The sequence below is a fragment of the Labilibaculum euxinicum genome (genome assembly GCF_009795715.1).
Classification (GTDB): Bacteria; Bacteroidota; Bacteroidia; order Bacteroidales; family Marinifilaceae; genus Labilibaculum; species Labilibaculum euxinus.
On record NZ_WTCR01000020.1, the window covers coordinates 18,821 to 33,582 of the forward strand.

13 protein-coding genes are annotated in these 14,762 nt (G+C 34.4%); 6 read left to right on the forward strand and 7 right to left on the reverse strand.

What is annotated here, in order from left to right; all coding sequences use genetic code 11:
• Window positions 1-153: 153 nt before the first annotated feature.
• On the reverse strand, window positions 154-483 hold the full coding sequence (locus GQR60_RS19070; RefSeq protein ID WP_124994469.1) for an ArsR/SmtB family transcription factor: 330 nt from the start codon (window positions 481-483) through the stop codon (window positions 154-156).
• Window positions 484-867: 384 nt separating this feature from the next.
• Complete coding sequence (locus tag GQR60_RS19075) at window positions 868-1,773, reverse strand: hypothetical protein (protein WP_124994470.1); 906 nt, start codon at window positions 1,771-1,773, stop codon at window positions 868-870.
• A gap of 314 nt (window positions 1,774-2,087) precedes the next feature.
• Here GQR60_RS19075 and GQR60_RS20255 point away from each other — a divergent pair, with 314 nt between their 5' ends.
• Window positions 2,088-2,213, forward strand: a complete 126-nt coding sequence (locus tag GQR60_RS20255; RefSeq protein ID WP_262885280.1) for a hypothetical protein — start codon at window positions 2,088-2,090, stop codon at window positions 2,211-2,213.
• A 164-nt stretch (window positions 2,214-2,377) separates the two neighbouring features.
• On the opposite strand, the gene GQR60_RS19080 is transcribed toward GQR60_RS20255, so the two are convergent.
• Window positions 2,378-3,529, reverse strand: a complete 1,152-nt coding sequence (locus tag GQR60_RS19080) for an iron-containing alcohol dehydrogenase (RefSeq protein ID WP_124994471.1) — start codon at window positions 3,527-3,529, stop codon at window positions 2,378-2,380.
• 1 nt (window position 3,530) lies between these two features.
• A complete protein-coding gene (locus GQR60_RS19085) occupies window positions 3,531-4,226 on the reverse strand; it encodes a type 1 glutamine amidotransferase domain-containing protein (protein ID WP_124994472.1) in 696 nt (231 codons plus the stop codon).
• Window positions 4,227-4,319: 93 nt separating this feature from the next.
• Between GQR60_RS19085 and GQR60_RS19090 the strand changes: the two genes are divergently transcribed.
• From GQR60_RS19090 to lysA, 5 genes are all read left to right on the forward strand, one after another.
• Window positions 4,320-5,219 (forward strand): LysR family transcriptional regulator, encoded by a 900-nt coding sequence (locus GQR60_RS19090; RefSeq protein ID WP_124994473.1) that lies wholly within the window; start codon window positions 4,320-4,322, stop codon window positions 5,217-5,219.
• Window positions 5,220-5,236: 17 nt separating this feature from the next.
• Window positions 5,237-5,593 (forward strand): arsenate reductase family protein, encoded by a 357-nt coding sequence (locus GQR60_RS19095; RefSeq protein ID WP_124994474.1) that lies wholly within the window; start codon window positions 5,237-5,239, stop codon window positions 5,591-5,593.
• Between the two features lie 133 nt (window positions 5,594-5,726).
• Window positions 5,727-6,071, forward strand: coding sequence for a phenylpyruvate tautomerase MIF-related protein (locus GQR60_RS19100; protein WP_124994475.1), 345 nt, complete (start codon window positions 5,727-5,729; stop codon window positions 6,069-6,071).
• 332 nt (window positions 6,072-6,403) lie between these two features.
• Complete coding sequence (locus GQR60_RS19105; protein WP_124994476.1) at window positions 6,404-7,714, forward strand: aspartate kinase; 1,311 nt, start codon at window positions 6,404-6,406, stop codon at window positions 7,712-7,714.
• Between the two features lie 25 nt (window positions 7,715-7,739).
• Window positions 7,740-8,897, forward strand: a complete 1,158-nt coding sequence (gene lysA / locus GQR60_RS19110) for a diaminopimelate decarboxylase (RefSeq protein ID WP_124994477.1) — start codon at window positions 7,740-7,742, stop codon at window positions 8,895-8,897.
• An 80-nt stretch (window positions 8,898-8,977) separates the two neighbouring features.
• On the opposite strand, the gene GQR60_RS19115 is transcribed toward lysA, so the two are convergent.
• From GQR60_RS19115 to GQR60_RS19125, 3 genes are all read right to left on the reverse strand, one after another.
• Window positions 8,978-10,036, reverse strand: a complete 1,059-nt coding sequence (locus GQR60_RS19115) for a DUF6268 family outer membrane beta-barrel protein (protein WP_124994478.1) — start codon at window positions 10,034-10,036, stop codon at window positions 8,978-8,980.
• A 74-nt stretch (window positions 10,037-10,110) separates the two neighbouring features.
• The gene (locus GQR60_RS19120) at window positions 10,111-12,270 is read right to left on the reverse strand and encodes a patatin-like phospholipase family protein (RefSeq protein WP_160463528.1); all 2,160 of its coding nucleotides are present in this window, start codon (window positions 12,268-12,270) and stop codon (window positions 10,111-10,113) included.
• A gap of 106 nt (window positions 12,271-12,376) precedes the next feature.
• On the reverse strand, window positions 12,377-14,746 hold the full coding sequence (locus GQR60_RS19125) for a GAF domain-containing protein (RefSeq protein ID WP_160463529.1): 2,370 nt from the start codon (window positions 14,744-14,746) through the stop codon (window positions 12,377-12,379).
• Between the last annotated feature and the right edge of the window lie 16 nt (window positions 14,747-14,762).

Genomic DNA, 14,762 nt, shown 5'->3' on the forward strand with positions numbered 1-14,762 from the left:
TGTCATATGCAACTTCCAAGTTACGCTCACTCTCCTGCGAGCAACTCTTTTATAAAGTCGTTTCATATTTCTAACTAGAGATGCGAAAACTTAGATATGAGTGCATCTCAGTATTCTGTCTGCTCTTTTCCCATTCTGATTTATATTACTTATTTATGAACAATTCTTTTCTTCTTCAGGAGTTATTTCCTCCAAAAGATCACCAAATAATTGCTTCATTTTTTCAATCCCTTTTTTGTTCAAACAATACTTGATTTTTAAGCCTTCTACTTCTCCCTTTATTAAACCGGCATGTTTTAAGTCTTTTAAATGCTGAGAAACAGTAGTTCTGCTCAGCGGTAGAAAGTCAGAAATATCACCTGAGATACAAGTTGGTGTTGCAGCTAAAAACTGCAGAATTGCAATTCGTGCCGGATGTGACATTACTTTTGCAATTGCAGCTATTTCTTGTTGGCCTTTTTCGAATAAATCTAATTTCCTCATAGTTTTAACAAATATCAATCCTCCTTATTTCTAATGACGCAAACATACGACATAGACTTACAAATAAAAAATTAATGAAAAAAAATTAATGTTTTAATAACATTAAAAGCTGAAAAGATGCGGAATGGATCTCAACTCAAAATTGAACACTTCATATTGGCGCGATATTCAATTTTAAAACAGATGACTATTTATGCTTATATCCGGGTGAAAAATTTAAACCAATATTGTATGCTGATTTTTAAATTATGCGTTCTCTTATTTTCAAGTCAAAAAACGCATATATACTTTAATTATTATCCTTAATCAGAACTACAACCTTCAACAAGTGGCCCGGTTCTGTGTCTTTTCATTTTATAAAACTTCTGAAAAAATCAACAACTTTCAATTCATTAAAATATTATCAATTGTTTTGCTTATTTTTCCATCTACATCACCTTCTTTCACTTGTGATTTTAAACTTAATAATTCTTCTACAATTTGCTTTTTATCTATAACTGATTGTTCTTTCTTTTTAATTTCAGATGTTTTACCATCTTCCTCTTTAGAAGTTTGACCAACCAATAAAGTTTCAACAGTAACTACCATTCTATTCATTATTCGATAGAAAAGAGATGCAGAAAAACCTCCAAGCATTGCAATTAGAGGTACCGTAAAGAAACGAATATCTGAATTTTGTTGTGTCTCCAAAGTTACCAAATCAGGAAATAAAATGGCCAACATTAAACCTGCTATAAGTCCTAAAACAAAACGAATCCAATATGAACTTTCATATTTCGGATCATAATTTCCTTGAATGATGTATTTATTGGCCTGAAATAGATTGCTAAAACATGCTCCAAGCGCTGCTGCTGAAAGAAAAAAAATAATATTAAGCAACAACTCCCATCCATGATCATCTAAAATTCCCTTTAGAACAGAATCAGAATTAACACTTGGTGATAAACCTACAATAATAAAACAAGCCAAAGATAAAATTGTAGTTAACATCAAACGTCTTATTAGCCCCACAGGACCAAAAAGACGAAACAAACTCTTTTTTTGAGCTTCGCGATAAAGCAGACTAATTGCTTTTGGTTGAGCGGGATATACTTTTGCCGATAAATGATTGTGCAATTCCAAAATCTCTTTATTTTCCAGTTTAAGACTCTTGCCATTTTCTAAATTTTGATTCATTAATTTAGTTACATCTGATGGCATTAATAATCCTTCACCCGCAAGATACTTTACCATTGCTGCACATTCTTCCAAGAGAAAATTTTCGATGTTTTCAAAGTTATTTGTTTCCATTATCCCTTTAATTTTAACGGTAGATTATTTTTCTTTCAACATGTCTCAATATTCACAACACACTCTTAATCATTTAATTTACAACATTCGCATAAAAAAACCATACAATTGTCAATATTCACATGTTAAAACTTACTCATCTCATTTTTTCTAGAAACAAAGATATAGCCGCAGAACCATCGAAATAAATTACAAACTTAGAACCTCCAAAGAGAATCTGATGAATGATAAAGATCTAAAACACAGGAGCAAAAGACATGAAAAACCTTAAGCTGTATTTGAATAAATAAAATAAGGGGTTTAATAGACTTGCAATGAAAGGATTAAATAGTGCAAGCCTTGAATTTGGCTTATGTGCAACAGGCTTCTGTTTGACTAAAATTGCCGGAAAGATCAAGATTTCTTCTAAAAATAAAATTTTCACTCATGATTTAAATTAATTTTTGACTTGTTAAATCATTGTAAATTTGAATTAGCAGTAGTCTGCTAAAAAAAATCTTTTTGAACTTATAAACCAAAAAGAGGATGTCCTTAATTTTGGACACCCTCTTACTCATATTTGTAATATTGCTTTAAACCATACAATGTGAATTATATGGAGTTATTATAACCTAGATACAAGAATTTCAGCAACATCCTTTACCTCAACATCAGGAAGCATGCCAACAAAACCTCTTTCTTCGAAACGATTGGCAATAACATCAATACTATCTTGTCCCACATTGTGTTCGCTCAAACGGGTTTTAATTCCAACCTGATTGAAGAATGCCTCTGTTTTATCAATTGCGAGAGCCTTTTTCTCCTCATCAGAACCTTCGGTAATGTTCCAAACCCTTTCTGCATACTGAAGCAATTTTTCACTTCTCTTTTCTTTTAATTGGGTCAGTAATCCCGGCAAAACAATAGCCAAAGTCACGGCATGATCAATACCATGAAAAGCAGTCAGCTCATGACCAATCATATGCGTTGCCCAGTCGCTTTTCACACCCATTCCAATTAAACCATTTAAAGCCATAGTAGCTGCCCACATTAAATTAGCTCTGTTCTCGTAATCAGGAGTATCCGAAGCCAAGGCTTTTGGTCCTTCTTCCAACAAAGTGAGAAGTATTCCCTCTGCAAAGCGATCCTGAACAGGAGAATTTACCGGATAAGTGAGATATTGCTCCATTACGTGAACATAGGCATCTACAATACCATTAGTGACTTGTCTCTTCGGCAATGAATAAGTTGTTTCAGGATCTAAAACTGAAAATTTTGGAAACAGCAATGGATTTCCAAATGCCTTTTTTTCCTTTGTTGCAGCTTTTGTAACAACACCTCCATTATTCATTTCGGAACCTGTTGCAGCCAAAGTTAAAACTGCACCTAACTCAACAGCCTTGGTAATTGGCGCCCGCTTAGCCAAAATATCCCATGCATCGCCTTCAAAGTAGGTTGCCGCCGCAATAAATTTTGTTCCATCCAAAACAGATCCGCCACCTACTGCAAGAAGAAAATCTATCTTTTCAGATTTCACTATTTCAACAGCTTTCATTAAAGTCTCGAAATGAGGATTAGGTTCAATCCCACCAAATTCGATAATCTCATAACCTTTTAAGGCATCCACAACCTGATCATAAACACCATTTTTCTTAATGCTGCCACCACCATAAGTCATTAAAATCTTAGCACCTTTAGAAATGTGCTTGTTTATTTCTGCAATTTTTCCTTTTCCAAAAAGAATGTTTACCGGATTGTAAAAATCAAAATTTTCCATCTTATTTTGTTGTATTAGTTAATCTATTTTTTTCCTTTAATAATTTCACCAGTTCTTTCGCCATTTCTAAGTCAGAAGCAGGGTTTTGTCCTGTGATTAATCTGCCGTCAACCACCACATATTGCTGCCAATTTGCAGCGCAAGAATAATTTGCGCCCTTTTCAACCAAGGCTGTCTCTAATAGAAAAGGCACTTTCTGATCCATTCCTATTGCTTCCTCTTCTTTATTGCTAAAAGCAGTCAGGTTTTTGCCATCAATCAAGAAAGAACCATCGGCTAACTTTACATTGAGTAATCCTGCTCCACCATGACAAACCGCACAGACAACCCCGCCTTTATCGTAGATTTCTCCTGCTATTTTTGCAATTTTTTCACAATTTGGCAAATCAAAAACAACGCCATGTCCTCCCGGAAAATAAATCGCATCATAGTCATTTGAGTCAATTTCCTCAGGAACTTTTGAAGAGTAAAATTTTTCACTTGCCATTTTATCTGCAAAAAAAGATTTCACTTTAGCGGCATCCAAATCGCATTGCTTTGCAGGAACAGCTCCACCTTTAGGAGAAACAAAATCAATTTCCACTCCGTTTTTCACCAAATAAAAATACGGAACTGCAACTTCCAACACATAGCAACCAGATTCCCAACCGGAAGCATCTTTAAAATGGCTGGTTACTGCAAATAAAACTCTACTCATGGTTCTTATTTATTATTTAAACAAAGTTAAAGTCTGTTCTTCTATAAAAAAAGTTATTCTTTTTATACATTTATATAAAATAATTTATATCATATGTTGAATCTGGAATGGTACCGAACCTTTAAAGCAATCTATGAACGCGGCACCTTAACCGGCGCTGCAGAAAGTCTGCTGATTACCCAACCTGGTGTTAGTCAGCAACTATCTTCGCTGGAAGCTTATATGGGAGTTAAGCTGTTTGAGCGAAAACCACGAAGAATGCTTCCTACCCCTAATGGAATTCAATTGTATAATCAGATTGAAGAAGCAATTATTCAACTTGAAAAAACCGAAGAGAATTTTAAGAGAAAAACACTATTAAACAGGCCTAAAATAAAGGTTGGAATGTACTTGGAAGTATTCCACTATGCCTTTGCCCCAATTTTAAACCAACTTGAAATGGATGTAGAATTTCTTTTTGGTGAAACAGAAGAATTACAGGATAAATTGTTTCGAAAACAACTTGACTTACTCATCACCACAGATCAAAGTAATTATAAGGATATAAGATACGCTCCATTCTGCAAAGAAGAATTACTTCTTATCAGCAGTAAAAATTTAGATACCATTCCTTTTAATCAATTAGTATATGAAAGAAAGATGGATGAAGCCGAAAAGTGGCTCTCCGAGCAAGATTGGTATTCTTATTCTCACAAAATGGAAACCATAAAATCATTTTGGGCTGATAATTTTAAGAAGTATCCTTATTTCAGACCAAGATACGTGATCCCTAATTTGAATGCTATCCTCGATGCCATTCAGCACAACAATGGATTGTGTTTATTGCCTTTTAGTATGTGTAAAGATTTAATTGAGAAAAAAGAAATTAAAGAAGTATGGCAGGGAGTAAAAACGACTTATTCCACAAAATACTTTGCCTTACAAATGCAAAGTAAAAACCTAAAGCAGGCAGAAGAAATAATTCAGATTATTACCAATAACACAAATCAGTAACAATATAAATAAGGACTATGAGAAAAATATACCATCTATCAAGTTGTTCAACTTGTAAGAGAATAATTAAAGAACTAAATCCGGATGCCGGTTTTATACTACAGGATATAAAAACAGAAAAGATAACTGAAGAACAACTAAATCTGATGGCCGGATTATCCGGCAGTTACGAGAGCTTGTTCAGCCGAAGGGCAATTAAATACAAAGAGCTCAATTTAAAAGAGAAAAATCTAAGCGAAGAAGAATACAAAAATTATATATTGAACGAGTACACATTTTTAAAAAGACCAGTTATAATTATTGGAAAGAAAATTTTTGTAGGAAACTCTAAAAAAGTAGTAGAAAGTGCTGAAAAAGAGCTGCAAAAAAAATAGAAAAGCATTTCCCTAATTTTGTAGTTCTCTTATTTAATAATAACTTAAGCGTTCTAACCAAGTATTTTTTCTTGATAAATTAGTGCTCATCAGTTATTATTCATGAAGAATTTTAATCTTAAAACTTTTAGCTATGCCTTATTTAAAAGTTCAGACAAACAAGAGCTTTTCAAGCAAAGAACAACAAATTTTCCTAAAAGAATGCTCAACTTTAATATCGATAGAATTAAGTAAACCTGAGAAATATGTAATGACTGCATTTGCTCCAAAAGTTGAAATGACTCTTGGCGGAAGTGAAGAGCCTTCTCTGTTTCTGCAATTAAAAAGTATTGGCTTGCCGGATACAAAAACAAAAGATCTATCCAATAAGTTTGCTTGTTTGGCTGCCGAAAAGTTAGAGATCGCAAAAGACCGGGTTTATATTGAATTTATGGATGTTCCCAGAGGTTTCTGGGGCTGGAATGGGATCTTATTTTAGTGTAATTATTTCTTTATTAGTTAATATTTTAACAAATTGAATAATTTCAATTGGATTAATAAATAATTTTACACAACTTTACCCCGTCAAATAAAAAAAAGAAATAAATGATGGCGATTGCATTAAAATACAAGAAGCATTATAAACGCAATAAACGTTTTTGACGTTATGTGATGTGAATTGATGTGAAGCTATCGGATAAGAGATATAAGCCTGCAGAAATTCTGCAGGCTTTTTTTGAGGAAAATAAAAGAACCACAAGCTGAAAGTATTGTTTTTAGCTTAAACATCATTCATTTCCGAAAGAAATGGCAAAACTAAAATATTAATCAATGAAAGTTTTAAAATTTGGTGGTACCTCGGTAGGATCGCCCGAAAGAATTAAAAATCTTGCACAACTGGTTCAAAGTGATGAATCCAGAATCATAGTTCTGTCAGCCATGGCCGGAACAACAAATTCTCTTGTTGAGATAGCTGATCTTCTGTATAAACGGGAGATGGAACAAGCTGATGAGAAAATCACAGAGCTGGAAGCAAAATACAGAGTGCGAATTGAGGAACTATTCACAAGCAAAAATGGAAAAGACAAAGGAAATGAGCTAATCACATCTCATTTTAATTACATCCGCAATTTTGTTTACCGCAGTTTTACAGCTCTGCAGGAAAAAGCAATTCTTGCACAAGGTGAATTAATTTCGACTGCATTTTTTCATTACTATTTGACTGAAATTGGTGTTGAATCGATATTTCTTCCTGCACTTAATTTCATGCGGATTGATAAGGACGGAGAACCTGATTCATACTATATCAAAGAAAATCTGGAACGTGAACTCGCTCAATATCCTAACCATAAACTTTTTATTACTCAGGGCTTTATCTGTAGAAATACATATGGAGAAATTGACAACTTAAAGCGTGGAGGAAGCGATTATTCTGCCTCTTTAATTGGTGCTGCCCTACAATCGGACGAGGTTCAGATATGGACCGATATAGATGGTTTTCACAATAACGATCCCCGCTTTGTTGAAAATACCAGAGCTCTTAAACAATTGTCTTTTGACGAAGCTGCCGAGCTTGCTTATTTTGGTGCTAAAATTATGCACCCTTCAAGCATCATGCCATGCAAGCAATTTAGTATTCCTGTTCGTTTAAAAAACACACTGAGTCCATCGGACGAAGGAACTCTAATTACCGACGATTTAGTTGGAAAAGGAATTAAGGCAGTTGCTGCAAAAGATGGGATTACGGCAGTAAAAATTAAATCGGGAAGGATGCTGTTAGCTTATGGCTTTTTGCGTAAAGTGTTCGAGATATTCGAGATATACAAGACTCCAATTGATATGATTACAACCTCGGAGGTAGCCATTTCGCTCACAATAGATGATGATACTCATCTCTCTGAAATAGAATCGGAATTATTGAAGTTTGGTATTGTAGAGATAGATCAGGATCAATCGATAATTTGTATTGTTGGTGATTTTATATCCGAATCGGCAGGCAGTGCTAAAAAGGTACTGGAAGCACTTGAATCTATTCCTTTGCGAATGATTTCCTACGGAGGCAGCAAACACAATATTTCCGTTTTGGTAGATCAGAAGAATAAAGTAGCAGCCCTTCAGGCATTAAGTAGTCATTTATTTTAGTTGTTGTTTCCACAATTTTTTTATCATGTTTAACAGCTCAAGAATCAACGAATTCTCAAACATACCTACTCCATTCTACTATTACGATATGGAGATTCTCCAAAACACTTTGGAGATCGTTAAAAGAGAATCATCCAAATATGGATATCATGTTCATTATGCAGTAAAAGCGAATGCCAATCCGAAAATTATGACCAAAATTCAGTCGTATGGATTTGGTGCCGATTGTGTAAGTGGAAATGAAATAAAGAGATCTTTGGAATCAGGATATCCACCGAATAAAATTGTATATGCCGGTGTTGGAAAATCCGATCAGGAAATTCAAACCGCACTTGATTCAGACATTTTCTGTTTCAACTGCGAATCAATTCCCGAAATGGAATTGATTAATGAAATGGCAGAAAAAGCCAATAAGATTGCAAAAATTGCAATTCGTATCAACCCAAATGTTAATGCAAATACGCATCATTACATCACAACAGGGGTTGAAGAGAATAAATTTGGTATCAGCCGATGGGAATTTGACAGTGTTCTGGAAGGTCTTGCATCCTATAAAAACATAGAGTTAATTGGCCTGCACTTTCACATTGGATCTCAAATTACCGATTTGAGTGTGTTCAAAGGCTTATGTCTTCGCATCAATGAAATTAAGCAGTGGTTTTCCGACCGGCAAATTTTTGTTGATCATATCAATGTTGGCGGTGGTTTTGGAGTGGACTACAAGCATCCTGATCAAAATCCGATCCCTGATTTTGTGACCTTTTTTGGCATTTTTAATGAGTTTTTGAATCTGGAGGCAAATCAGGAACTTCATTTCGAACTGGGAAGATCAATGGTAGCGCAATGCGGCAGCTTAATTTCCAAAGTTTTATACGTTAAAAATGGTGTGAAAACCAAATTTGCAATTTTAGATGCCGGCATGACTGAATTGCTGCGCCCGGCTCTTTATCAGGCTTATCACAAAATCGAAAACTTAAGTTCGAATGGTGAAACTGAAAATTATGATGTGGTTGGACCTATTTGTGAATCATCTGATTGCTTTGGTAAATTAGTCAGCTTACCGGCTACAAAAAGAAACGATTTAATTGCAATTCGCACCGCCGGTGCTTATGGAGAAGCAATGGCATCCAGATATAATTTAAGAGATATCGCACCATCGATATTTTCGAATGAACTAAACTAAACTAAACTAAACGATAAGGGCGGTATTTTTACTAATTTTAGACCAGGCAGAAAGAATGCCGCCCTTTTTTCTATATTCCCTTATTTTAAACCAAGACGTTTCAGAAGTGTTTTTGAGGGTACGATAAATACTGAGAAATTGTAAAAAACTCCTCCTCCAACGGATGAATCTATAATACTGTTCTTATTGGTCAATTTGCTTCCAGACAGACTAAATCCATGGTTACTGTTGGTAACATCAAAATTAATATTGGTTCGGTAACCACATTCAAAAGAAGTCCACAGCCAGTCTGCAATTCCCTTTTCTATTTCCAGTGAAAAGTTCAAATCAGCTCTTCTTAATTCCAATGTCTTAAAATCATTCAATTCAGGATCGTTAAAATGAATGCTGTAACTACCCCCCTGCAATCTTGCTTTTGCATTGATAAAACAAAGTTTTGATGGTTGATACCGCAATTTTATCCTGGCAGGAAGTAAAGCTTCAACACCCCATTTATCAGCAAAAGAATGATTGTAAACAAAAACAGGAAACAGCAATGGGTCGCCAAAAGTATAGGAATAAGCCAAACCAACACCCCATGATTTTTTAGAATTCACTTTCCACCCAATTATAGGCGACATCTCCATTTTCAGAAAAGTATATTTACTCACATCACCAATGTGTTCTTTCCAGTAATCACCTTTTAACCTGGCATTGAAACGAAACATGAAAAACATATTCCTTTTTAGCTGAGCAGTAAGATAGAGACTGCCTCCTACACTCTTTAGGTTTTTATCATTCAGACTTTTATACAAAGAGTAATTATTGACTGGAATATCATCAAAATGGAATTCTTCATCACTATACTCTATACTACCTGCAATTTTCAATTTCTGATTAAGAAATATCGGAAAGTGTAACTTTGCCGTAAAAACACGATTGTAATCAATTTCAGATTTCCCGTTTCCATATACATCTGAAGACGATCGGATGTTATAATTTGTATTTGTTTGATAAGACATTTCCAGACCACGAACCGGACCCGTTCCTATTATTCCAGGATTCCAGCTGCACTTTAAAGTATCACCCATATTCTGACCGAACACTTCAATTGAAGTACTGCAAAAAAGAACCGCTAAAAACAAAATACTTTTATTCATAATAATCAGGTTTACCTGTCAGGAAAGTAGTAAGATTGAACTTATAAAACCTTTAAATTAGAGCCGAGAATCGATTAAAACCAAAAGCCTAAATTCACATAGTTTGAAATACCATTTTTCTTATCAGAATACATCAACGAAAATTCTATCGGGCCAATTAAACTATTGTACGAATATGTTAATCCTATTCCTCTAATCCATTCACCCTTTGTTAATACATTATTAACATCTTCAACCAATTTACCGGCATTGATTTTCAGAATTAAATAATTATTCCGAAATAATTCATACTGAAAATCGGCCCGGAAAACAAAAGAATTTACTGAAGCCAACTCCATACGTTCCAAACCAACAAAAGGCATTTGAATATCAAAATAATCTGTTTGATCGATTCCTCCGGTATAAGACATATAAAAATTAGGTATATTTTTACCCCATACAACCCTTCCATAAAATTTTGGATAAACCGTAAATGCAGAACTTACACTAATTGCCTTTTGAAATTTAAGATAAGCCACCGACGCTGGTCGGTTCATACCATCAAGTTTAAATCCGTTATTTGTTACTAATTTATATTCTCCATAAAGACTCATTCCGGTCTTTGGATAATAAGCCTTATCATGGGAGTCCAGATTTAAAAACGCATAATAGGTAAAGTAATAATCTTCATCCCGGGTATCCACTAAATCAAAAGTCCTGAATTCTGAATTAATATTGTAGTATTCCAACTTGCCACCTAATCCAACAGAATATGATTCCCGAAATATAGAATGTGTATTTACATCCAATTTCAGATAGTTAAAGTCATAACTTGCAAGTTTTTTACCATCCTCAAAAGCATCTACCTGAGAATCATTAAATTCAGCTTCCACATTCAAGCCCGGCTTCAAACCATTATCAACAGTATAAGTCGTTTTAAATCTCGGATTTTCTGCTAGTTTTAAATCAAACGATAAACGGGATCCACTTTTTAGTTTATTCCGAAATGTTGTATTTAGTAATACGGCAGCATTATTATCGCTATCGTAATGAAGTCCAACATTAAATCTCTTGGTGGTTCGCTCCTTCACATTTACAATAAGAGTCTTTTCTTTCTCTCCTTTCATTTGAAAATCTACACGATCGAAGTACCGGCTGCCATACACACGATTAATCCCATCCTGTAATTTGTATAAACTAACATTACTGTTCATCTCCAAATTCAGCTTACCATACAACAACGAATAACTCACTTCATTTAACCCATTAACCTCCATATCCTTAATAAAATAAGTGGATGAATCACATGGAGGCACATATGTTTTCATTTTTTTCTTTTCCAGATTATATTTCTTCTTTAAATCGAGTAAAGTTGGAATAAATGTTTGTGCAATTGCTTCTCCTCTATGAATTAATGAATCCGCATCCTGAAAACTCCCAACCGTGTATTCATCTATTTTAGGTTTAATATAGATATCGCAGTATTTCAGATTGTCTTTAAAATTATTCAATGCCATTAATGAAACCGTCTGATTCATTATATCCAAAATAGACTTTAATTCTTTTTTGGACTTAACACCAGACTGTACATCTACTCCAATAATAATATCGGCACCCATATTAATTAATTCCTTTACCGGAAAATTATTAATCATTCCCCCATCAGCTAATAATTTGCCATCTATCTCTACCGGAGAGAAAAAGGTTGGAATAGCCATACTGGCTCGCATAGCCAGAGGCAGATAACCCTTATCCAAAACTACAGCCTTCCCTGTTTCCAAATCAGTAGCAATACATAAAAAAGGAATGGGTAATTTATTAAAATCCGTCTGGTCATGGTATTCTATCGTTAACCGTTCAAATAAATTGATCACGTTTTGCCCCCCAACAATACCACTAGGCAATTGAATTCCTTTCGGTTTAATCGGAAATGAAAGGATATATCTTTCAAAATCCTTTTTCTCATAAATAGGTACAAATTTTCGCGACACATTATCTGAGAGGAGATTTTCCCAATTCTGACTCAAGATCATTTTCTCAATATCAACAGCGGAATATCCAATTGCATAAAAACCACCTATAAGGCCTCCCATACTAGTACCCGCGATATAGTCTATTGGTATACCTAATTCGTCAATAACCTTAAGAACACCAACATGAGCAAAACCTTTTGCACCACCACCGCTTAAAACAAGCCCTATTTTTGGACGAGCCATATTGGGCAAACTATCTGTTGCCAATTGAGCAAAATTCAAGAAACTTATTGTGGATAAAACCAGACTAAGACATAAAGATTTAAATTGCATAAATTTATTCTACTTGTATTCTATTTTAATTTTTTAAGATTATTGGCAACAAAAACTATTCATTCAGCTTCAATTCCTTAGCAACAGTAAGCACTTCATTCGGTTCTTCACCATTCTTAATTTGAACTCTTAGCGCTCTTAATCCATACACTCCTTGTAAATCTTCCAACTCCAAATGTTCAATATTGTTCTCGAAGTAGCCCTTAGCAGCCAAATACTCCAAATACCTCTGATACTCTGCCATTTCAGATTCCTGACTAAATATTACGGCTAATTTTTCAGGCTGAGTAAGGCGCTCACTGGTTCCTTTTATTACTGCCTTATCAATCCTTTTTTTAACAATCTCATAACGAATATTATAAGCCCCATCTACATCAAATTTTTTCTCATCTTGTCTGAACCTTATTGCCAAAGGTTGGCTATGTACTAAAATTAAACCTGTGGTTTCCAGTTCAATTGGCAATGAACTTTTTAAAGCACCTGTTTTCCGGGCTAATTCAGCACTTACAATTAACTGCCACAAGCGAAGATTCTTTAAATAGATTCGATCAAATGTTTTTTGTGCTGAAATACTTTGTCCGATATAAATATTATGCTCTACGCCATCTGTACGATATTTCTCAAAATAATGAGGAAACATCTTCTGTGCTTTTTCTTGCTCTTTTTCAAGATAAGAGATAACGCAATCATTAATCATCGCCAAACTATCCTCAAAATCTTTTCTTTGCTTGTAAACTATATTTAAGTCTGGATCAATATTTTTATTGTATTCTGCAATCGCAGCAGTTAAAGCAGATCCATTCTCTTTAAAATGCGGAAAAAGGGATTCTACATCATGACGAATAAAACTAAGAACGTTCATTTCATCACCCGAAGAAAGTCCTTTTTCAATCCCATCAATAAAATAGTCGATTTTGTATATTAACTGATCGTAAACAGGCATTTTACAATCCAAAAATGCTTCTTTCAAAACTTCACGTGCCAATTGCAATTGTTCCACCAAATCATCCTGAATTGTCCGGTTTCGAATCACCGAGGAATGACGGACATCAATGGCTCCGTACAATGGATATACTTCCCGAAAAACGATTTCTTCCATTTGCACCAGATCATCCAAATCTCTTTTGGCTAACAAATTACTGGCCGCCTGCTGAAACCGCCACTCTACACTTGGATGTATTGCTGTACATTCTTCTTTAATCGTAGCCTCTATTCTATTTTTTAATTCCTCACTCGTCCGATGAACGGCGATAGAAAATACCGGAATGATATCTTTTATCACACGCAGTTTCGTGAAATTGATATCAAAAGCCTTTGTTGATCCCAATTCCATCATGCCCACCAACTCTCCCTCGTAATAAAGAGGAATAATACAAATATTTTTAATGCCCTGATTTAGCAATTCTTGTTCTACAGGCTTTAAATCAGCCTTTTGAGAAAGGTCATTAATTAAAACAGGATAACCGGATAGACCTGCCTCTTCATATATTGTTCTCCGGTATGCATCGCACGAGTATTTATTAGAATCAATGAATCCATGCCAAAAATTAGAAGGATTTTCAATACAACCTTGAGAAATCCCCAAAGCAAGTACTCCTAAATTTAAATTTGACAGAGTTAATAATGAGCGGATATTCTGTTCGAGAGCTTCAAAGTTAGCCCTGTTAATTATTGAAGATTTTTCCAGCAATTGAGATTTTAATGATGAGATTACTTCGATCTGAGTAACATCTACATATTTGAATGACATAAATCCACAAAAAGTAAAATTATCCAAAGGAATCGTCTTCATCCAAAAATCCATATTCATTGGATCGTTAATCATTTCTCTAATATCCTCCTCCGAGGCTTCCGGCGGCTTCCCGTTAGAAGTCACTTCTATACATGACTCATCATACTCCAATTTATAATACTTCACCAAACCATTCAACTTATCTGTCATACGATACAAAAACAGATAATCCATATCCAATTGAAAATTATAGTATTTGGGAAGAATCATTAGATATGCATATATTAACTTCGTAAAAGTCTGATAACAATTATCCTGATTCTTCTGCTCTACATGTTCAATTTCAATATTCTGATCATTATAAATTTTTAAGTAATTTGGAGTGAAATAAAAATTATGATCGTCGAACGGACTTGCTGCAACAGCTATATCTTTTTTGTATTGAGATGGTGTGAAAAAATAAGACATTATTGTATGAATCTCATCCTCATACTTACTAACATCCTCAATATTAAAATCGGTTTTTGCTAAATCGGGATTCCTGTTAACTACATCCAAAATAATGTTTGCCAGTGAATCATTTCCGGCTCCATTTCTTTGTTCACTCTTTAATTTATTAATTAAAGGAAGAAAACTCAATGATTTTTTGAATGGAATATGATCTATATTTAATTTCAACTGATCCAACTTCATGTATTTGTTTTTAGCC